Source organism: Streptomyces sp. NPDC006314 (assembly GCF_040613075.1).
Taxonomy (GTDB): Bacteria; Actinomycetota; Actinomycetes; order Streptomycetales; family Streptomycetaceae; genus Streptomyces.
The window spans coordinates 74,822-94,654 of record NZ_JBEXRL010000002.1; the positions used below are offsets into that span (position 1 = coordinate 74,822).

General features: G+C 70.6%; 20 protein-coding genes and 2 pseudogenes. 15 read left to right on the forward strand and 7 right to left on the reverse strand.

Annotated features, from left to right (window positions below; all coding sequences use genetic code 11):
* Window positions 1-8 precede the first annotated feature (8 nt).
* From ybeY to ABZ079_RS03455, 4 genes are read left to right on the forward strand one after another with little or no spacing between them, the layout of a single operon-like run.
* On the forward strand, window positions 9-506 hold the full coding sequence (gene ybeY / locus ABZ079_RS03440; RefSeq protein ID WP_356937713.1) for an rRNA maturation RNase YbeY: 498 nt from the start codon (window positions 9-11) through the stop codon (window positions 504-506).
* Between the two features lie 9 nt (window positions 507-515).
* Window positions 516-1,817, forward strand: coding sequence for a hemolysin family protein (locus ABZ079_RS03445; RefSeq protein ID WP_356937714.1), 1,302 nt, complete (start codon window positions 516-518; stop codon window positions 1,815-1,817).
* Entirely contained in the window at window positions 1,814-2,173 is a 360-nt protein-coding gene (locus ABZ079_RS03450; RefSeq protein WP_356937715.1) for an MmcQ/YjbR family DNA-binding protein, read from the forward strand. The genes ABZ079_RS03445 and ABZ079_RS03450 overlap by 4 nt, the downstream gene beginning before the upstream one ends.
* Before the next feature lie 43 nt (window positions 2,174-2,216).
* Window positions 2,217-3,236 (forward strand): S66 peptidase family protein, encoded by a 1,020-nt coding sequence (locus tag ABZ079_RS03455; RefSeq protein ID WP_356937716.1) that lies wholly within the window; start codon window positions 2,217-2,219, stop codon window positions 3,234-3,236.
* On the opposite strand, the gene ABZ079_RS03460 is transcribed toward ABZ079_RS03455, so the two are convergent.
* Window positions 3,221-4,642, reverse strand: a complete 1,422-nt coding sequence (locus tag ABZ079_RS03460) for an MFS transporter (RefSeq protein WP_356937717.1) — start codon at window positions 4,640-4,642, stop codon at window positions 3,221-3,223. The genes ABZ079_RS03455 and ABZ079_RS03460 overlap by 16 nt on opposite strands.
* A 109-nt stretch (window positions 4,643-4,751) precedes the next feature.
* Here ABZ079_RS03460 and ABZ079_RS03465 point away from each other — a divergent pair, with 109 nt between their 5' ends.
* The 5 genes from ABZ079_RS03465 to ABZ079_RS03485 all read left to right on the forward strand — a co-directional run bounded on the left by ABZ079_RS03465 (window position 4,752) and on the right by ABZ079_RS03485 (window position 9,334).
* Entirely contained in the window at window positions 4,752-5,612 is an 861-nt protein-coding gene (locus ABZ079_RS03465) for a helix-turn-helix transcriptional regulator (RefSeq protein WP_356938112.1), read from the forward strand.
* Window positions 5,613-5,640: 28 nt separating this feature from the next.
* On the forward strand, window positions 5,641-5,994 hold the full coding sequence (locus ABZ079_RS03470) for a cytidine deaminase (RefSeq protein WP_356937718.1): 354 nt from the start codon (window positions 5,641-5,643) through the stop codon (window positions 5,992-5,994).
* Between the two features lie 278 nt (window positions 5,995-6,272).
* The gene (locus ABZ079_RS03475) at window positions 6,273-6,749 is read left to right on the forward strand and encodes a hypothetical protein (RefSeq protein ID WP_356937719.1); all 477 of its coding nucleotides are present in this window, start codon (window positions 6,273-6,275) and stop codon (window positions 6,747-6,749) included.
* Between the two features lie 143 nt (window positions 6,750-6,892).
* Window positions 6,893-8,221 carry a beta-xylosidase gene (locus ABZ079_RS03480; protein WP_356937720.1) on the forward strand — a complete coding sequence of 443 codons (1,329 nt, stop codon included), beginning with the start codon at window positions 6,893-6,895 and terminating at the stop codon, window positions 8,219-8,221.
* Between the two features lie 93 nt (window positions 8,222-8,314).
* On the forward strand, window positions 8,315-9,334 hold the full coding sequence (locus ABZ079_RS03485) for a DUF916 domain-containing protein (RefSeq protein WP_356937721.1): 1,020 nt from the start codon (window positions 8,315-8,317) through the stop codon (window positions 9,332-9,334).
* Here the strand turns inward: ABZ079_RS03485 and ABZ079_RS03490 are convergent.
* Both ABZ079_RS03490 and ABZ079_RS03495 read right to left on the reverse strand, forming a co-directional pair.
* Window positions 9,228-9,566 (reverse strand): P-II family nitrogen regulator, encoded by a 339-nt coding sequence (locus ABZ079_RS03490; protein ID WP_356937722.1) that lies wholly within the window; start codon window positions 9,564-9,566, stop codon window positions 9,228-9,230. The two genes, ABZ079_RS03485 and ABZ079_RS03490, sit on opposite strands and share 107 nt — an antisense overlap.
* Window positions 9,563-10,873, reverse strand: a complete 1,311-nt coding sequence (locus ABZ079_RS03495; protein ID WP_356937723.1) for an ammonium transporter — start codon at window positions 10,871-10,873, stop codon at window positions 9,563-9,565. The genes ABZ079_RS03490 and ABZ079_RS03495 overlap by 4 nt, the downstream gene beginning before the upstream one ends.
* A 173-nt stretch (window positions 10,874-11,046) precedes the next feature.
* Here ABZ079_RS03495 and era point away from each other — a divergent pair, with 173 nt between their 5' ends.
* The gene (gene era, locus ABZ079_RS03500) at window positions 11,047-12,000 is read left to right on the forward strand and encodes a GTPase Era (protein WP_356937724.1); all 954 of its coding nucleotides are present in this window, start codon (window positions 11,047-11,049) and stop codon (window positions 11,998-12,000) included.
* Window positions 12,001-12,196: 196 nt separating this feature from the next.
* On the opposite strand, the gene ABZ079_RS03505 is transcribed toward era, so the two are convergent.
* On the reverse strand, window positions 12,197-12,565 hold the full coding sequence (locus ABZ079_RS03505) for a hypothetical protein (protein ID WP_356937725.1): 369 nt from the start codon (window positions 12,563-12,565) through the stop codon (window positions 12,197-12,199).
* A 427-nt stretch (window positions 12,566-12,992) separates the two neighbouring features.
* Window positions 12,993-14,306, reverse strand: coding sequence for a GH1 family beta-glucosidase (locus tag ABZ079_RS03510; RefSeq protein ID WP_356937726.1), 1,314 nt, complete (start codon window positions 14,304-14,306; stop codon window positions 12,993-12,995).
* 126 nt (window positions 14,307-14,432) lie between these two features.
* On the opposite strand from ABZ079_RS03510, the pseudogene ABZ079_RS03515 reads away from it, so the two are divergent.
* Both ABZ079_RS03515 and ABZ079_RS03520 read left to right on the forward strand, forming a co-directional pair.
* Window positions 14,433-14,656, forward strand: a pseudogene (locus ABZ079_RS03515) (IS5/IS1182 family transposase); the annotation flags it as partial.
* A gap of 108 nt (window positions 14,657-14,764) precedes the next feature.
* Entirely contained in the window at window positions 14,765-15,112 is a 348-nt protein-coding gene (locus ABZ079_RS03520; protein WP_356937727.1) for a peptidase inhibitor family I36 protein, read from the forward strand.
* A gap of 78 nt (window positions 15,113-15,190) precedes the next feature.
* Here the strand turns inward: ABZ079_RS03520 and ABZ079_RS03525 are convergent, their stop codons facing one another.
* Both ABZ079_RS03525 and ABZ079_RS03530 read right to left on the reverse strand, forming a co-directional pair.
* The gene (locus tag ABZ079_RS03525; protein WP_356937728.1) at window positions 15,191-15,457 is read right to left on the reverse strand and encodes a protealysin inhibitor emfourin; all 267 of its coding nucleotides are present in this window, start codon (window positions 15,455-15,457) and stop codon (window positions 15,191-15,193) included.
* Between the two features lie 21 nt (window positions 15,458-15,478).
* A complete protein-coding gene (locus ABZ079_RS03530; protein WP_356937729.1) occupies window positions 15,479-16,549 on the reverse strand; it encodes a M4 family metallopeptidase in 1,071 nt (356 codons plus the stop codon).
* 359 nt (window positions 16,550-16,908) lie between these two features.
* Here ABZ079_RS03530 and leuA point away from each other — a divergent pair, with 359 nt between their 5' ends.
* From leuA to ABZ079_RS03545, 3 genes and pseudogenes are all read left to right on the forward strand, one after another.
* The gene (leuA, locus tag ABZ079_RS03535) at window positions 16,909-18,630 is read left to right on the forward strand and encodes a 2-isopropylmalate synthase (protein ID WP_356937730.1); all 1,722 of its coding nucleotides are present in this window, start codon (window positions 16,909-16,911) and stop codon (window positions 18,628-18,630) included.
* A 183-nt stretch (window positions 18,631-18,813) separates the two neighbouring features.
* Window positions 18,814-19,509, forward strand: a complete 696-nt coding sequence (locus ABZ079_RS03540; protein WP_356937731.1) for a TerB family tellurite resistance protein — start codon at window positions 18,814-18,816, stop codon at window positions 19,507-19,509.
* A 20-nt stretch (window positions 19,510-19,529) separates the two neighbouring features.
* Window positions 19,530-19,805 (forward strand): annotated as a pseudogene (locus ABZ079_RS03545) (sialidase family protein); the annotation flags it as partial.
* Between the last annotated feature and the right edge of the window lie 28 nt (window positions 19,806-19,833).

Genomic DNA, 19,833 nt, shown 5'->3' on the forward strand with positions numbered 1-19,833 from the left:
GCACGACCATGTCGATCGACGTCAACAACGAGTCCGGCACCGAGGTAGACGAGCAGGCGATCCTCGACATCGCCCGCTACGCGCTCGCGCGGATGCGCATCCACCCGCTCTCCGAGCTCTCGGTGATCGTCGTGGACGCCGACGCCATGGAGCAGCTGCACATCCAGTGGATGGACCTGCCCGGGCCCACCGATGTCATGTCGTTCCCGATGGACGAGCTGCGGCCGCCCACGAAGGACGACGACGAGCCGCCGCAGGGGCTGCTCGGCGACATCGTGCTGTGCCCGGAGGTCGCCGCCAAGCAGGGGGCCGAGGCGCCCACGCAGCACTCCATGGACGAGGAGCTGCACCTGCTCACCGTCCACGGGGTGCTGCACCTGCTCGGGTACGACCACGAGGAGCCCGACGAGAAGGCCGAGATGTTCGGGCTCCAGGCCGCCATCGTGGACGGATGGCGGGCCGAGCGCGGCCTGACCGGGCCGTCCCCGGCGCCGACCGTCTCGTAAGCGGGCCGTATGTCTGTGCAGATCGTGGTCGGCGCGATCGCGCTGGTCGTCGTCGCCTGGCTCGCCGCCTGCGCGGAGGCGGGCCTGGCACGGGTCTCCAGCTTCCGCGCCGAGGAGGCCGTCAAGTCCGGCCGGCGTGGCAGCGGCAGGCTCGCCCAGATCGCCGCCGACCCCACCCGCTACCTCAACGTGGCCCTGCTGGTCCGCGTCGCCTGCGAGATGGCGGCCGCCGCCCTGATCACCTACGCCTGCCTGCAGGAGTTCGACGCGACCTGGCAGGCCCTGCTCGTCGCCATCGGCGTGATGGTCCTGGTGTCGTACGTCGCCGTAGGCGTCTCCCCGCGCACCATCGGCCGCCAGCACCCGCTGCACACCGCGACCGCGGCGGCGTACGTGCTGCTGCCGCTCGCCCGGATCATGGGACCCATCCCGTCCCTGCTCATCCTGATCGGTAACGCCCTCACCCCGGGCAAGGGCTTCCGGCACGGCCCCTTCGCCTCCGAGGCGGAACTGCGCGCGCTGGTCGACCTCGCCGAGAAGGAGTCCCTGATCGAGGACGACGAGCGCCGGATGGTGCACTCGGTCTTCGAGCTGGGCGACACCCTCGTACGCGAGGTCATGGTCCCGCGGACGGACCTCGTCGTCATCGAGCGGTACAAGACCATCCGGCAGGCCCTCACCCTCGCCCTGCGCTCCGGGTTCTCCCGCATCCCGGTCACCGGTGAGAGCGAGGACGACATCGTCGGGATCGTGTATCTGAAGGACCTGGTCCGCAAGACGCACATCAGCCGGGACGCGGAGGGCGACCTGGTGTCCACGGCCATGCGCCCGGCCGCCTTCGTACCTGACACCAAGAACGCCGGTGACCTGCTGCGCGAGATGCAGAAGGACCGCAACCACGTCGCCGTCGTCATCGACGAGTACGGCGGCACCGCCGGGATCGTCACCATCGAGGACATCCTGGAGGAGATCGTCGGCGAGATCACCGACGAGTACGACCGGGAACTCCCGCCCGTCGAGGACCTCGGCGAGGACCGTCACCGGGTCACCGCCCGCCTCGACATCACCGACCTCGGCGAGCTGTACGGCCTGGAGGAGTACGACGACGAGGACGTGGAGACCGTCGGCGGACTGCTCGCCAAGGCCCTCGGCCGGGTCCCCATCGCCGGCGCGTCCGCCGAGGTCGCACTGCCCGACGGGCGCAGCCTGAAGCTGACCGCGGAGGCCGCGGCCGGACGCCGGAACAAGATCGTCACGGTCCTGGTGGAACCGGTCCCCGTGCCGGTCGCCGAGGAGGAGGGGCCCGAGTGACGCCCAAGGAGCTGCGCGCCTTCTGCCTGTCCTTCAACGCGGTCGTGGAGGACTTCCCGTTCAACCCGGAGACCTCGGTGTTCAAGGTGCTGGGCAAGATGTTCGCCCTGACGAACCTGGACGCGCGGCCCCTGACGGTCAACCTCAAGTGCGAGCCGGAGGACGCGATCCGGCTGCGCGGCGAGCACGAGGGACTGATCGTCCCCGGCTGGCACATGAACAAGCGGCACTGGAACACCGTGACCGTCGACGGCGGGCTGCCGGACCGGCTGGTCCGCGAGCTGATCGAGGACTCCTACGATCTTGTCGTCGCGGGGCTGCCGAGGGCGGAGCGGCTGCGGCTGGACCGGCGGTAATTCCCTTGCCGGGGCCGGCTGACCGCATGTCAGAATCCGGCGCATGACTGTTCGATACCCGCGCCCGCTGCGCCCCGGTGACCGTATCGGTGTGACCTCCCCGTCCAGCGGGGTGGCCGAGGCGTTGCGCGGGCGCCTCGACGTCGCGCTACACGATCTCGAGGCGCGTGGGTACGAGGTGGTCGTCGGCGGGTGCATGGACGGCTCGGCGCACCTCAGCGCCCCGGCCGCCGAGCGCGCCGCCGAACTGACCGACCTGCTGACCGACCCCACGATCCGGGCCGTGGTGCCTCCGTGGGGCGGGGAGACCGCGATCGACCTGATGCCGCTGCTCGACTTCGAGCGGATCGGGCGGGCGGAGCCGACATGGATGGTCGGCTGGTCCGACATCTCCACGATCATCACGCCGCTGACCCTGCTCACCGGGGTCGCGACCGTGCACGGCAACAACCTCATGGACACCCCGTACCGGACGCCCGAGGGGCTGAAGTCCTGGCTGGACATCGTGGCCGCGCCGCGGGGAGCGACGTTCGCGCAGACACCGCCCGGGCGGCACCGGTCCGGCGGCTGGGACGACTGGGCCCGGCAGCCGGAGATCCGCGACCTCACGCTGGACGCCGAGGGGACCTGGACCCGGCTCGACGGCCCCGGTGACGTGGAGGTCGAGGGCCGGCTGATCGGCGGCTGCATCGAGACGATCGGCCACCTCGCGGGGACGCCGTACCTGGACACCTCGCGCTTCGCCGGGGACGAGCCGCTGCTCGTCTACGTCGAGGCCTCCGAGGACAACGCCTTCACCGTCTGCCGCCACCTGCACGGCATGCGCCTCGCCGGATTCTTCGACCGCGCGGCCGCCGTCCTCGTGGGCCGCACCCACGCCCCCGCCGGCCCCACCCTCACCCAGCACGAGGCCGTGCTCGACGCGCTCGGCCCACTGGGCGTGCCGATCGTCGCCGATGTCGAGTGCGGGCATGTCGCACCCCACCTTCCGCTGGTCAACGGCGCGCGCGGCCGTGTGGTGCACACGGCCGCGCGGAGCGAGATCGTTCAGACCCTCTGCTGACCCCGGCGCAGCCCCAGGCCGACCACGGCGGCGGCGGCGAGCACGATCACCGCGTCCAGGGCGAGGACCGTGTGGACGCCCGCCAGCAGATCGCCGGAGGTGGTGGCCAGCACACCCAGCAGCGGGATGCCGACCGTGATGCCGACCTGCTGGGTGGAGGTCACCAGACCGGTGGCCAGGCCCTGCTCCTCGTCCGGGACACCGGAGGTGACGGTGAGGCCGTACGAGATGATCGCGCCCAGGTGGCACATGCTCGCCAGGGACACGGCGGCCGTGGCGAGCCAGACCGACCAGATGTGGGCGTTCAGCGGCAGCAGGGCCGCCACCAGCGCGCCCTGGCCGGTCAGTGAGCCGACCAGGGTGCGACGGGCGCCGAAGCGGCCGATCACCTTCGGGGCGAGGGTGCCGGCGACGGCCGACAGCACGCCCTGAAAGCCGAAGACCAGACCGGTCTCGAAAGCCGACAGGCGCAGGACCTCCTGCAGATACAGGGTCAGAACGAAGATGACCGTCGACATCATCGAGAAGGTGACCAGACCGCCCACGTTGCCCCACGCCACCGTGCGGCGGCGCAGCATGGGAAGGGAGACGAGGGGGGACGCCGCGCGGGACTCCACGACCGTGAACGCGGTCAGCAGCAGGATGCCGGCGATCAGGGTGGTGATGACGTCGGTGCGGCCGAAGCCGTGGTCGGCGGCCGTGGACAGGGCGTAGATCAGGGAGAGCAGCCCCCCGGTGACGGTGACCGCGCCGGGCACGTCCAGGCGCGGGCGGTCCGGGGTGCGGGACTCCGGCAGCAGTCCCGGGGCCAGCGGCAGCACGATCAGCGCGAACACCGAGAGCAGGGCCATCGTGGAGCGCCAGCCGAGCGCGTCGGTCAGCACACCGCCCGCGACCATGCCGACCGTGAAGCCCAGCGACAGCAGCGTGCCGGAGATGCCGAGGGCGCGGTCGCGGGCCGGGCCCTCCGGGAAGGTGGTGGTCAGCAGGGACATGCCCGTCGGTACGATCGCCGCCGCGCCGAGGCCCTGCAGGGCGCGCCCGGCGAGGAAGGAGGCCGGGTCCCAGGCCAGGGTCGCCAGCAGCGAGGCCGCGCCGAACAGGCTCAGACCGGCCAGGAACAGCTTGCGGCGGCCGTACAGGTCGCCCATGCGGCCGAAGAGGAGCAGGAAGCCGCCGGACGGCAGCGCGAACGCGGTGACCGCCCACTGCAGGGCGGACCGGCTCATACCGAGGTCGTTCCCGAGTTCCGGCAGGGCCACGTTCAGGACGGAGAAGTCCAGCGCGACCATGAACTGGGCCGCGCACAGCACGAAGAGGACGAGCTTGTCACGCGTCGACAGCCGGGGGGTGTCGAGCGGACCGCCCGCGCGGGCGGTGGGTGGGGTGGTGGTGTCGATCGCCATGGCAAGAGCTTCCAGCGGCCGGAACAATGCTGGGGAGTCGGAACTTATGGTGGTGGTGGCACCACCAGACACGACGGGGGAGGAGCGGTACGTGCCTGCTGCTGAGGTGATGAGGAGTCAACGGCGCAGCGAGCTGCGCGAGTTCCTGATGAGCCGGCGGGCCCGGGTCAGTCCCGAGGAGGCCGGGCTGCCGGGCGGCGGCGGCCGGCGCCGTACGCCGGGACTGCGCCGGGAGGAGGTCGCCGTGCTCGCCGGCGTGGGCGCCTCCTGGTACCAGTGGCTGGAGCAGGGGCGGGACATCTCGGTCTCCCCGCAGGTCCTCGACGCCGTCGCCCGGGTGCTCCGGCTCAGCGACGCCGAACGCCGGCACCTGTACCTGCTGGCCGGGCTGAACCCGCCCGCGCCCGAAGTGGCGCCGGGCAAGCGGGACATGTGCGACGGGCTGCGGCGGCTGATCGACACCTGGATGCCGTACCCGGCGCACATCATGGACCCCTACTACAACTGCGTGATGTACAACGACGCGGCGGCGCTGGTCCTCGGCATGCGGCCGGACGTCACCCAGAACTGCCTCGTCGACTTCTTCGTCGATCCGCTGTACCGGTCGCGCAGCAACAGCTGGGAGCGGAACGCGCGGACGGTCGTGGCACAGTTCCGGGCCGCGTGCGCGGCACGGCCGGACGACGAGGGGTTCCAGGCGGTGCTCGCCGAGGTGTCGGCCCGCAGTCCCGAGTTCGTGGCGCTGTGGGCCGAGCGGGACATCGAGGACCAGGGGCAGGTCCGCAAGGAGCTGGACCATCCGCTGGTCGGGCTGCTGGTGGTGGAGTCGACGGTGATGAAGGTGCCGGCCCGGCCCGACCTGATGATCGTGCTGCACACGCCGCTGGACGAGGCGAACACCGCGGCGAAGCTGGAGTGGCTGGCGTCTCCGGAGGGCCGGCGGGGCGCCATGTACCCCGTGGCGGGGTGAACCTTCCGCGGCTTCGTATGCTCTGGGCATGACCGAGAGCAACGCACTTGACGCAGAGGACCGCAAGATCGTCACCCTGGCCCGTTCCGCGCGGGCCCGTAACGGTGTGCCCGAGGGGGCGGCCGTACGGGACGAGACCGGGCGTACGTATGTCGCCGGGTCGGTGGAGCTTGCCTCGCTGAAGCTGAGCGCTCTGCGGACCGCGGTTGCGATGGCCGTGGCTTCGGGGGCGCGGTCCCTGGAGGCGGCGGCGGTGGTGAGTGAGTCGGAGTCGGTTGCCGCGGAGGACCTGGCCGCCGTTGCCGACCTCGGTGGTGCGGGGACGCCTGTGCTGCTCGCCTCTCCGGACGGCGCTGTCCGGCTGACCGTTTCCGCGGGCTGAGCCACCAGGGGGCCCCGCCCCCTGGACCCCCGTCGTGCCCGCCACGTCCCTCTGTCCCGGTCGGCCGAGAAGGCGCCGGCCGAACAAGAGGTCGGCTGGAATTCAACCTTGTTGGGCTGTTGCTCCCGCGCATCAATGGAACCGTAGGTTCCGACGACCCGTCAGATCCGCACCGCCGGTGCCGTGTGCCCGCATCCACCCGCCCGGCCTGCCGTTCGTCGGCGCGCCTTCCGACCATCCCCACATGGCATCCCCACAGGGAAGGGAAGCGGATCCCCATGAGAGGCAAGCGCACGGCAACGGGTGCGGCGATGATCGCCGGGGCCTTCGCGGTCACCGGACTCGCCTTCGCGCCCACCGCGGCCGCCGTCACTCCCCAGTCGGCGACCATCACCGCGGGCTGCGGCATCTTCGGCGGCGGCGCGGCCACGCTCACCGCCACGCAGAGCGGCACCTCGGCCACCCTCACCCTCACCTCCTCCGCGATCAGCGCGCCGGTCGCGGTGGTCAAGGACTCGATCGCCTCCACGCTCACCCTGGCCAAGGCGGGCGGCGGCGTCGTCGTGTTCAGCGGGACGAAGAACCCGGCCATGAGCACCGGTGACCCGGTCAGCGTCGGTCCGCTCAGCGGCACCGTCGCCTCCGGTGACAGCCTCGACGCCTACGGCGGCTCGCTGAAGATGGTGATCTTCGGGGTCCCCGTGACCTGTACGGCGAGTGGTCCGCAGTCTCCCGGCCCGTTCGTCTTCAGCTGAGCGATCTGTTCCGGATGCCGCAGAAACTGATGATCCGTCAGATTTCTGCGGCATCTGCATTGACTTCTCACCCCCGCTCCACATCAATGCCCCCTGTCGGCGCAGATGAGCCGCTGCGCCCGCAACCCTCAGGAGGGGGCCCCATGGGTTCGACACCCCGAAGATCCCGACGGTGGCGCTGGGCGTCACTGTTCGGGGCGACCGCCCTCGCGGTCACCGCGGGCGGGGCGCTGGCCTGTCCGGCCGGTGCCGCCGGCACGAACGTGGACTTCGCCACGCACTGCATCCCGCCCGCCGTCTCGGGTCTTCCGCCGATCGACGGCACCACCACCGCGAGCGTGTCGGTGGACGACACCAGCCCGAAGGTCGGCGACACGGTCACCGTGACCTACACGGTGGTCACGGCCGCCGCGAGCAATCCCACCGACCTGGCTCTGCCGGCCGACATCATGACCCCGACCGGCAAGGTCACCCTCGGTGGCGCCCAGACCGGTGCCGTCACCGTCGCCGGGCCGAAGAAGAACCCGCCGGTGCCGGGGAAGGCCGCCTTCCCGTCCTTCTCCATGACCGGCACCTTCACCGTCACCAAGGCCGGGCAGATCACCCTCTCGCCCGGCGACTACAACATCCACACCAGCTACATCCTGGAACTGGACACCCCGTGCACGGTCACCAACCCGCCCGCCCCGGTGTCGGTCACCGTCAAGGCGAGCGATGGCACTCCGGCCAACACCCGCGCCATCTCGCTGGGTTCGGCCTCCGGTGACGCCGGTGCCCGGGTCACCGTCAGCGGCAGCGGCTTCACACCGGGCGCGACGGTCACCCTGGCCGGGCGGGCCGGGGACACCCAGACCGCGGACACCGCCACCGTGACCGCGAACGCCCAGGGAGCCTTCAGCGGTTCCCTCGTCGTCAACGACAGGACGACGACCGGGATCGTGGCCTACGAGGGCGGCTCCTGGAGCGCGGACAAGGGCGCGGGCCCCGCGGCCTACGTCGTCAAGGACAGCACACCCGTCCCGGCCGGCAGCCAGAAGCTGACGACCACCGTCAAGGCGGGCACGCTGTCCATGTCCCAGGCCGGGGACTCCGTCGCGCTGTCGGCGGCCGACTTCGGCAAGGGCGGGGCCTCGACCGGCAACCTGCGGACGGTGACCGTCAAGGACTTCCGCGGCGGTCCCGCGGGCTGGTCCCTGACCGGCAAGGTCACCGACTTCACCGGTCCCGGCGCCAAGATCGACGCGAGCAGGCTGAGCTGGACCCCCGCCTGCGCGACCAAGCCGGGCAGCCCCAGCACCTGCAAGGCCGGTTCGGCGGGCACCGTGGGCACCTCGGGAGCGACCCTCGCGTCGACCCCCGACGGCTCGGTGACCGGCGGCGAGTTCACCGTCGACGCCGGGCTCTCCCTGGACGTACCGGCGTTCACACCCCCGGGCTCGTACTCCGGCGTCCTGACCCTCACCCTCACCTGACCCAACCATCGAAACCGGTGGCCGGGCGCCCCTGCGACCGGGGCCGCACCCGCCCGACCGCCACCACCCCGATTCCATGGGGGGTCCGCACCCATGCGCAAGCCGTACGTCCTCCTCCTGAGCCTGCTCCCGCTCCTCCTCGGCCTGCCCGGCACGCCCGCGTGCGCCGCCGACAACGGCAGCTGGTCCGTCTACCCGGTCGCCTCCGAGGCCGCCGCGCGCCCCTACTTCTCTCTCTCCGCCGAGCCCGGCCAGACCCTCACCGACAAGGTCGTCGTCCAGAACAGGACCGGCAGGCCGCTCACCTTCCGGCTGTATGCGGCCGACGCCTACAACACCGCCCGCGACGGCGGGTTCGCCGTGCGGACGGTCGAGGAGACGATGCGCGGGGTGGGCGCCTGGGCGAAGCCCGCGAAGTCACGGGTCACCGTGCCCGGCCACAGGACCGTCACCGTGCCCTTCACCCTGCGCGTCCCCGAGGGGGCCGAGCCCGGAGACCACCCGGGGGCCGTCGTCGCCCTCGACGAGCGGATCGACCAGGGCAGCGGCAAGCCGGCACTCGGTGTGCGGCGAGCCGTCGGCGCCCGGGTCTATCTCCGGGTCGGCGGGACCACGCTCCCCGCGCTCTCCGTCGAGCACGTACGGATCAGCCACCACCAGCCCCCGATGCCGGGCCTCGGTGACAGCACGGCGACCATCTCCTACACCCTGCGCAACACCGGGAACCTCACCCTCCACCCCAAGGCCGAGCTGAAGGCGCGCGGGCTGTTCGGGCGTACCCTGCTCCACCGCGACCTGACCGGGGTCCCCTCCGAGCTGCTGCCCGGACAGCGGGTGCGGCTCACCGAGGCCTGGCGCGGGGCGCCCCAGCTCGACCGGGGCGACGTGACGTTGACCGTGCGGGCGCCGGGCATCCGGGAGTCGGCGAGCGCCTCCTTCTTCGCGCTGCCCTGGCTGCTCGCGACGCTGGTGTCCGGCGCGGGCCTGGTGACCGGGGTGCTTCTGGTCAGAGCGCGTCGGGGCCGCGCTCGCCGGTCCGCACCCGCACGACCGTCTCCACGGGAACGGCCCACACCTTCCCGTCCCCGATCTTCCCCGTCTGCGCGGCCCTGACGACCGCGTCGATCACGTCGTCCGCCACCGCGTCCTCCACCACGACCTCGATGCGCGCCTTCGGCACCAGGTCGACCCGGTACTCGGCGCCCCGGTACACCTCGGTGTGGCCGCGCTGCCGGCCGTAGCCGCTCGCCTCGGTCACGGTCAGACCCTGCACGCCCAGCTCCTGCAGGGCGGTCTTGACCTCGTCCAGACGGTACGGCTTGACGATCGCGGTGATGAGCTTCATACCTGGGTCTTGACCTTCTGAGCAGTGGGGAGGACGGAGTGGGAGACCGGGGCGCCGTGGCCCAGGACTCCGTGATCGTAGGCCGTCTCGGCGTGCACCGTAAGGTCCAGGCCGGTGTGCTCCTCCTCCTCGCTCGCGCGGAAGCCCATCGCCCTGTCGATCAGCTTGCCGAGGCCGTACGTCACCGCGAAGGCGTACACGCCTACGACCACCACGGCGAGGAACTGTTTGCCCAGCGGGACGAGCCCGCCGCCGTAGAAGAGCCCCTCCGCGCCACCGGTCATCGCCTTCTGGGCGAACAGGCCGATCAGCAGGGTGCCGATGATGCCGCCGACCAGGTGAACGCCGACGACGTCCAGGGAGTCGTCGTAGTTCAGCCTGAACTTCCAGCTCACCGCGTGGGAGCAGACGACCCCGGCGGCCAGACCCACGACCAGTGCGCCGAGCAGGGACACCGTGCCGCAGGACGGGGTGATCGCGACCAGGCCGGCCACGGAGCCGGAGGCCGCGCCCAGGGTGGTCGGGTGGCCGTCGCGCCTCTGCTCCACGAAGAGCCAGCCGAGCAGGCCGGTGCAGCCGGCGGCGAGGGTGTTGAGGAAGGCGGCGGCGGCGAGGCCGTTCGCGCCGAGCGCGCTGCCCGCGTTGAAGCCGAACCAGCCGAACCAGAGCAGACCGGCGCCGAGGACCACCATGGGCAGGTTGTGCGGCCGCATGGCGTCCTTCTTGAATCCGAGCCGCGGCCCGAGGACCAGGCAAAGGGCCAGTCCGGAGGCACCGGAGGTGATCTCGACCGGCAGACCGCCCGCGAAGTCCAGGGCGCCGAGCCTGTCCAGGATCCAGCCGCCCGGGCCCCACACCCAGTGCGTCACGGGAACGTATACGAGAAGCGTCCAGACCGGTACAAACACCAGCCAGGCCGAGAATTTCGTCCGGTCGGCCACGGCACCGCTGATCAGCGCGGCCGTGATGATCGCGAAGGTCAGCTGGAAGGTGGCGAACAGGAGGGTCGGGACCGAGCCGTGGACGCTGTCCGGGCCGAGGCCGCTCATGCCGGAGTGGTCCAGGTTGCCGATGAGCCCGGCGAAGGCGTCGGTCCCGAAGGCCAGCGAGTAGCCGGCGACCAGCCACACCACCGTGACCAGGGCGATCGACACAAAGCTCATCATCAGCATGTTGAGGACGCTCTTCGTGCGGACCATGCCGCCGTAGAACAGGGCCAGGCCCGGGGTCATCAGCAGGACGAGAGCGGTCGCGGCGAGCAGCCAGGCGGTGTCGCCGGTGTTCAGATCGGCTGTGGCGAGGGTCACGGGCGTCTCCAACGGTGCGGGGCTCGTCAGAGGGTCACCGGTGTGCGTTACCGGTCGCGTACGGGTGTGTTTCCATGACGTTTCGTTGCGTGCGGGTTTCCGGAAGCTCACACGGAGACGCGGTGGCGGCGACTGGTACGGCACGGCTTCGTGGATCAGGGAGAATGGTCGCCATGAGCGTTCGTACCCAGTCATCCGAGCAGCCGGCCGAGTCCGTCCACCGCGCCGGCTTCGCCTGCTTCGTGGGCCGCCCCAACGCGGGCAAGTCCACCCTCACGAACGCTCTGGTCGGGCAGAAGGTGGCGATCACGTCCAACCGCCCGCAGACGACCCGGCACACGGTACGGGGCATCGTGCACCGTCCGGAGGCCCAGCTGATCCTGGTGGACACCCCCGGTCTGCACAAGCCGCGCACGCTGCTCGGTGAGCGCCTGAACGACGTGGTCCGCGCCACCTGGGCCGAGGTCGACGTGATCGGCTTCTGCCTGCCCGCGGACCAGAAGCTCGGTCCCGGTGACCGCTTCATCGCGAAGGAACTGGCCGGGGTCAAGAGGACCCCGAAGGTCGCCATCGTCACCAAGACCGACCTGGTCGACTCCAAGGCGCTCGCCGAGCAGCTGATCGCGATCGACCAGCTGGGCAAGGAGCTGGGGATCGAGTGGGCGGAGATCGTGCCGGTGTCGGCGGTGGGCTCCAAGCAGGTGGACCTCCTGGCCGACCTGCTGATCCCCCTCCTCCCCGAGGGCCCCGCCCTCTATCCCGAGGGTGACCTGACGGACGAGCCCGAGCAGGTGATGGTGGCCGAGCTGATCCGTGAGGCGGCGCTGGAAGGCGTCCGCGACGAACTGCCGCACTCCATCGCGGTGGTCGTGGAGGAGATGCTCCCGCGCGAGGACCGCCCCGCGGACCGGCCCCTGCTGGACATCCACGCCAACGTCTACATCGAACGCCCCAGCCAGAAGGGCATCATCATCGGCCCCAAGGGCAAGCGCCTGAAAGAGGTCGGCATCAAGTCCCGCAAGCACATCGAGGCGCTGCTGGGAACACCCGTCTTCCTGGACCTCCATGTGAAGGTCGCGAAGGACTGGCAGCGGGACCCGAAGCAGCTGCGCAGGCTGGGCTTCTAGACCGCCTTTCGCCCATGCGCCCATCCGGCTCGGCGGGCTGAGGAGCAGTCAGGCCGGGTGGGCGGGGGCGCGGTGGTGGCCGTCCTCGCGTGTGCGCGGCTGGGTGTCGTGCGTCTTCGAAGAACCAGTCGTGGATCTCTTCCGAGGACGTCCCAGACTTCTTCGGCGCCGGGCGCAGACGGGCCCCAGGCCCGGCTTACGGCAGATCAGCGCGGCCTGGCCACTTCGGCCTGACTGGCACCCCGTCGGGGTATCGCTCTTCGGACGGCGAGGCGGGCGGCATCGTTTCCACCGGCTCCGGCTGGGTGGCCTCGCGTCTGTCCGTCGACTTCATCGTGGCCTCGCCCGCATTCGTCGGCTTCGCCGGTGCGGCGGTGTCCTCCAGCAACTCCGCGACCGTGTACCGAGTGCCCGAGGACCGCCAGGCGGCGTCATCGACGACCATCAGGAAGTCGTCGCCGTTTCGGAAGAACCGGCGGCGCCTTCGCTTCTTGGGGTGATGAGCCATTGAGCGCCGAGCATGCCGCTCCAGCTCCGCCAGAGCTTCTTCGTACGTGCCTTCCACATATGCCGACACGTGTGTCTCCGTGATGTAGCCGTCCCAGTGCTACACGTTCGTCCCGCGGATCAGCCCCAGGTCGCCATCGGCACTCCTTCCCCGAAGAACAGCACGTCATCGACCCCGGAGTCCCAGCTCGGACACCATCAGCCGGTTCGACGCCGAACCCCCGTATCGGCGTCACCACCAGCGTGCCGGGCAACCGGCGGTGTGTCGCTAGCGGAGAGTCCACACCTGCTTGGCGTTGCGTCTACTCGGCGGCAGCGACGGTGCCCGGGGTCAGCTGTGACTCCTGCAGGTTCGCGGCCCAGGATCCGCAGCGGGCCGAACCCGCCCACCCGGATCGCCCCGTCGGCCGGCGGCGGCGCGGCCGTCCAGCCCCGGCCGGCCCGGTCCGCGGGCTCGGCCGGGGCGGCCGAGGGGCGGACGGTGGTCATCTCTGCGCCCGCAGCACGTCCCGGAACCAGTGGTAGGAGGCCTTCGGGGTGCGCCGCTGGGTGGCGTAGTCGATGTGGACCAGGCCGAAGCGGCGCGCGTAGCCCTCCGCCCACTCGAAGTTGTCCATCAGGGACCACACGAAGTAGCCGCGCACGTCCACTCCGGCGTCCAGGGCCGTGTGCAGGGCGCGCAGATGGGCGTCCAGGTAGGCGATGCGGTCCTGGTCGTCGATCCCCTCGTAGGAGCAGCCGTTCTCGGTGATGACGATCGGCGGGAGCCGGTCGCCGTAGTGCTCGTGGAAGCCGCACAGCAGCTCGGTGAGGCCTTCCGGGACGACCGGCCAGCCGAAGTCGGTCTTCGGGCGGCCCTCGATCTCCCGCACGGAGAAGGGGAGTTCGGCGGGCAGGGCCAGCCCGCCGTACGCGGCGTCGCCGTCCCCGGGGGCCCCGATCCTGGTCGGCGCGTAGTAGTTGATCCCGTACCAGTCGAGCGGCTCGGCGATGACCTCCAGGTCGGACGCCACGTCCCCGGGCATCAACTCGGCCATGCCGTCGGGGTACCGCCCCAGGATGACCGGCTCGGCGAACAGGCGGTTGAGCAGGAGGTCGTAGAAGCCCGCCGCCTCCACGTCGGCCGGCTCGCCGGAGGCGGGCCAGGCCGGGCCGTGGGAGTTGGCGATGCCGATGTCCGCCGCGCCGGCCGCGCGCAGGGCCCGTACCGCGAGTCCGTGGGCGAGGAGCTGGTGGTGGGCGACCGGGAGGGCGTCGAAGAGCAGCCGTCTGCCGGGGGCGTGGGCACCGATCGCGTGACCGAGGAGGGTGTGCTCGGCGGGCTCGTTGAGGGTGATCCACTTCGTGACCCGGTCGCCGAGGCGCCCGGCCACCTCGGTCACATGGTCGGCGAACCGGGCCGCCGTGTCCCGCTGGAGCCAGTCCAGCGAGGCGGGCAGGTCCCAGTGGAAGAGGGTGGGCACGGGCCGTACGCCCGCCGCGCACAGCTCGTCCACGAGGCGGTCGTAGAAGTCCAGGCCGCCGGGGGAGTTCACCCGGGGCCAGGAGACCGAGAAGCGGTACGCGTCCACGCCGAGGCCGGCGAGGAGGGCCACGTCCTCCGGGTAGCGGTGGTAGTGGTCGCAGGCCACCGCCGCCGTCGAGCCGTCCTTCACCCGCCCCGGCTCGGCCGTGAACACGTCCCACACGGAACGCTCGCGCTTCTCGGCCGCCCCCTCGATCTGATGGGCCGAGGTCGAGACGCCCCACAGGAAGCCGTCCGGGAAACGGGGTATCGGATCGCCTGCGTCAGTCGCCATGGCCGGATCATCCTTACCCCCGGTAACGGAAGTCAACGCCCGGACGGCACCGCGGGTGCCCGATCGGCACGGCCCCCCGTCGAAGTCCGCGCGGACAAGGCGTACTTCTCCGCTGATCACCTTGCCTGGCTGCGTGGCCGCGGCCTGGTCCGCACATCGCGCGTACGGGTACCGAGTCCGGCGAGCGGCTCGGTCGGCACCGCCGGAAGATCGAGCGGTCGATCGCCTGATTGTTCGGCTACCGCCGCCTCACCGTCCGGTACGAGCGAAAGGGCAGTCACTTCCTCGCCTTCCTCGGCCTGGCCGCGGCCCTCACCTTCGACAAGAGACTCGCGGGACCCACCACGTGAGACGACCTCTGAGCGACTCGCCAACTGACGGGCGGTCAAAGAATGTGGCAGTAGCGTCACTTGAGTTAAGATCAAATATCCGTTCGATCAAGGAAAGGGGGACTTCGTATGAGCATGCTCAGGAAAAGTCTGACGCTGGCGGCTGTGACCGGTGCGTTGTTGGGCGGCGCGTTCGTCCCGCCGGCTGCGGCCGATCCAAACACCTGCCCGCAGGGGTATGCATGTGGATGGTCGGGGGCGAACAGGACCGGAACCAGGCACGTCAACTCTCTGACGCCCGGCTGCTATCCCCTCCAGAGGGTCAATCGGTCCGTCTCGAACCAGACGTCCTATCGCGTGGAACTCTGGCACATCACCACCGGCTGCGGCCATGGCACCAAGCTGGCTACTCTGAATCCGGGCCACTACGCGGACAATCCCGGCGCCGTTACAGGGATCGCGGTCTACAAGATCTAGCGCTGCGGCCCTTCACAGAGAAGGCCGAGCCCGAGGTGCGCCGACGCTGCTCCGCCCGTCACGGGCGGAGCAGCGCGCTCAAGCACCCTCCTTCAGCACCCGGGTCACCAGTTCCCGTTCGTCCTCGGTGAGTCGGGGGTCGGCCGCGTGGACCGTGCGGCCGTCGACGGTGATCTCGTAGCGGAAGCCGTCCGGGACCCCCGTCGGGGGTGTGCCCCGGCCGGACGCGAGGACGCGTTGGGCCAGGGTCTGCAACTCATGGGCGTCGGGCCGGCCCGAGGTGTCCACCTCGGCCCGGCGCTCGATGCCCGCGAAACCGCCTGTGCGCCGTACTCGAATACGCATGGGTCTCTGTGTAGTACGGAACTACAGCGTCCGCACCCCGACCTGTCCCCACGCCTTCTGCACGGCCTGGAGTTCGTCCCCGGCGCCGTACCGCTCCCGCGCGGCCTTCACCGTCAGCGTGGCGAAGTCGGTGAACCGGGCGTCCTCCTTCAGTTCGCCGCCGGTCAGCACGTCGTACCAGATCTGGCCGGCCTTCTCCCAGGAGTGACCGCCGAGGGCCGTCGCGACCAGGTAGAAGGCGTGGTTCGGGATGCCGGAGTTGATGTGCACGCCGCCGTTGTCGCGGCCGGTGTGGACGTAGTCCTCCATCCGGGCCGGCTGCGGGTCCTTGCCGAGCACGTCGTCGTCGTACGCCGTGCCCGGCGCCTTCATCGAGCGCAGGGCGGTGCCGGTGACACGCGGCGCGAGGAGCCCCGCGCCGATCAGCCAGTCGGCCTCGGCGGCGGTCTGGCCGAGCGTGTACTGCTTGATCAGCGAGCCGAAGACATCGGAGACCGACTCGTTGAGCGCGCCGGACTGGCCGAAGTAGGCCAGGTTGGCGGTGTGCTGGGTGACGCCGTGGGTCAGCTCGTGGCCGATGACGTCGACCGGGATGGTGAAGTCGAGGAAGATCTCGTTGTCCCCGTCGCCGAACACCATCTGCTCGCCGTTCCAGAAGGCGTTGTCGTAGCCCTCGCCGAAGTGCACGGTGGCGTCCAGCGGGAGGCCGTTGTCGTCGATGGAGTGCCGGCCGTACGCCTTCAGGTACAGCTCGAAGGTGGCGCCGAGGCCCGCGTAGGCGCGGTTGACGGTGGCGTCGGAGCCGGGCTCCGAGCCCTCCGCGCGGACCTCGGTGCCGGGCAGGTCCTGGGTGTGTTCGGCGTCGTAGATGGTGCGGTGCGGCTGGTCGGCGGCGGCACCGGCGGGCGGGGAGACGGCGGGCGCGCCGATCACCGTGGTCAGGCGGCGCTTGGTGCGCTGGTAGGCGTCGTGCTCCAGGGACCGGCGGGCCGGTCCGGCGAGCGCGGGGTCCTCGGCCTGGGAGAGCCTGTCGAGGACGTGCGGCGGCACGATCGTGCAGAAGACGGGCACAGAGCCCCCGTTGGTCGTCATACCCGAACCATTGCACTGTGTGACATGCATGTCACTAGGAGCAACCATGATTGGTGAAATACGCGGACATTCGTCGTCGCTCTGTGTCACTCGATGGTATGGCTGCGTGCGGCGAAGTGACGTCGCGCACTTTTTGTCCCGTTTGCGCCCCTGGTTTCGCATACTGATACGGGCCCGCGCACCCGGCGCGGCTCGGCTAGGCTGCGGAGCATCATGCGTTTCGGGCTGCTTCTTCTTAGCTGCCGCGGCGAGGGCCTGTAGTCAAGGCCGACTCCCTCCCCGCGGAGCTTTGGCGTTGCGTCGTCGGCCGTCCACCGGACCCGCGGACCCGCGGACCTTCTCGAGGAGCCCACGCAATCATGGCCAACCGCCAGCAGCCCAGTTCCCTGCCGATCCACAAGTACGGCCGTTACGAGCAGGTCGACATCCCGGACCGCACCTGGCCCGGGAAGCGGATCACCGTCGCTCCCCGCTGGCTCTCCACCGACCTGCGCGACGGCAACCAGGCCCTGATCGACCCCATGTCGCCCGAGCGCAAGCGGCGCATGTTCGACCAGCTGGTCAAGATGGGCTACAAGGAGATCGAGGTCGGCTTCCCCGCCTCCGGCCAGACCGACTTCGACTTCGTGCGCTCGATCATCGAGGAAGAGGGCGCGATCCCCGAGGACGTGACGATCTCCGTCCTGACCCAGGCCCGCGAGGACCTGATCGAGCGGACCGTGGAGTCCCTCAAGGGCGCCCGCCGGGCCACCGTCCACCTGTACAACGCCACCGCCCCGGTCTTCCGCCGGGTCGTCTTCCGCGGCTCCAAGGACGACATCAAGCAGATCGCCGTGGACGGCACCCGCCTGGTGATGGAGTACGCCGAGAAGCTGCTGGGCCCCGAGACCGAGTTCGGCTACCAGTACAGCCCCGAGATCTTCACCGACACCGAGCTGGACTTCGCGCTGGAGGTCTGCGAGGCGGTCATGGACGTCTACCAGCCGGGCCCGGACCGCGAGATCATCCTCAACCTGCCCGCCACCGTGGAGCGTTCGACCCCGTCCACGCACGCGGACCGCTTCGAGTGGATGCACCGCAACCTCTCCCGCCGCGAGTACGTCTGTCTGTCCGTCCACCCGCACAACGACCGCGGTACGGCCGTGGCGGCGGCCGAGCTGGCGCTGATGGCGGGCGCCGACCGCGTCGAGGGCTGCCTGTTCGGGCAGGGCGAGCGCACCGGCAACGTCGACCTGGTCACCCTGGGCATGAACCTGTTCTCCCAGGGCGTCGACCCGCAGATCGACTTCTCCGACATCGACGAGATCCGTCGGACGTGGGAGTACTGCAACCAGATGGAGGTCCACCCGCGCCACCCGTACGTGGGCGACCTGGTCTACACGTCCTTCTCCGGCTCCCACCAGGACGCCATCAAGAAGGGCTTCGACGCCATGGAGGCCGACGCGCAGGCCAAGGGCGTCACGGTGGACGACATCGAGTGGGCGGTGCCGTACCTGCCGATCGACCCCAAGGACGTCGGCCGCTCCTACGAGGCCGTCATCCGCGTCAACTCGCAGTCCGGCAAGGGCGGTATCTCCTACGTCCTGAAGAACGACCACAAGCTGGACCTGCCGCGCCGGATGCAGATCGAGTTCTCCCGGCTCATCCAGGCGAAGACGGACGCCGAGGGCGGCGAGATCACGCCGAAGGAGATCTGGGCGGTCTTCCAGGACGAGTACCTGCCGAACCCCGAGAACCCGTGGGGCCGCATCCAGCTCAGGACCGGCCAGTCGACCACCGACACCGACGGCGTGGACACCCTCACCGTCGAGGCCACGGTCGACGGCGAGGACCGGGTCCTGTCCGGTACCGGCAACGGTCCGATCTCGGCCTTCTTCGACGCCCTGCAGTCCATCGGCATCGACGTACGCCTGCTGGACTACCAGGAGCACACGATGAGCGAGGGTGCCTCCGCGCAGGCCGCCTCCTACATCGAGTGCGCGATCGACGGCAAGGTCCTCTGGGGCATCGGCATCGACGCGAACACGACGCGTGCGTCGCTGAAGGCGGTCGTCTCCGCGGTGAACCGCGCCGCCCGCTGACGCCTCTGAACGGCGCTTTCAAGGCCCTGACCGTGGTGTACGACGGTCAGGGCCCATCGTTTATCGGCCATCGCGCCCCCGAGGTCACGGAAAGGTCTCGTACGGGGTACTGACTCAGCCGCCAGGATGTGGCTAACATCACGCCAGCGCGGCGATGCTGCCGCGTGGTTACGGAGGTGCGACGTGCTGCCAGTACGGGGACGAGACGGCCGTGCCGCCAGGGCTGCGCGCATCCTGGGCACCCGCACCGCATGGACACCCGTGGGAGACGGCGAGTTCTTCTGCCCCGGCTGCGGAGGCGACCGCAACTACCAGCGGCTCACCGGACGCCGCCGTCTCACCCTGCTCGGTGTGCCCCTGCTGCCGCGCGGGGTGACCGGACCGCTCGTGGAGTGCGCGTCCTGTCGCCACCACTTCGGCACCGACGCCCTCGACCACCCCACCACCCGCCGTTTCTGGGCGATGCTCCGCGACGCCGTGCACACCGTCGCCCTCGCCGTGCTCGCCGCGGGCGGCACCTGCTCCCGTACGGCCCTGGAGACGGCCGCCGGCGCGGTCCGCGGGGCCGGCTTCGACGACTGCACCGAGGACCAGTTGGCCGCCCTGGTCGATGCCCTGGCCGCCGACACCGGCCGCGTCTTCGAACAGCCGTGCGGCGCGGGCCTGACCATAGAGCTGCACGAGGCCCTGGACCCGCTCGCCCCGCACCTGGCCCCGGCCGGCCGCGAGTCCCTGCTCCTGCAGGCCGCCCGCATCGCCCTCGCCGACGGCCCCTACACCCCGGCCGAACGCGACGCCCTCACCACGATCGGCGCGGCTCTGACCATGTGCGCCGCCGACGTGAACAGACTGCTGGCCGCAGCGCGGACGCCGTCCTGATACTCCCGGGGGAGTAACGCGACGGCGGCCGCACCTGGCACCTTCGTTTCTCTGACGTCGGCTACGGCGGTGTGACCGACGCCAACGAGTGCAGTGCCGCCCGACTCCCTGACGGCCGCCTCCGCTTAGCTCCCGCGACCAGAACGGCCGGGCCCCCGGCAACCGCCTCGACGCCCACTCCAGCGACGGCGGCCGGACCCTCGGCCAAGCTGCTCACCCTCTCGGACCAGCGGGCCGCCTGCTCCGGCCTCGTCCGACTCGCCACCGACACGCTCGGCATCCTGTACGAGACCGGCGTCTACAGACCCTCGGTTCCGCAGAGTG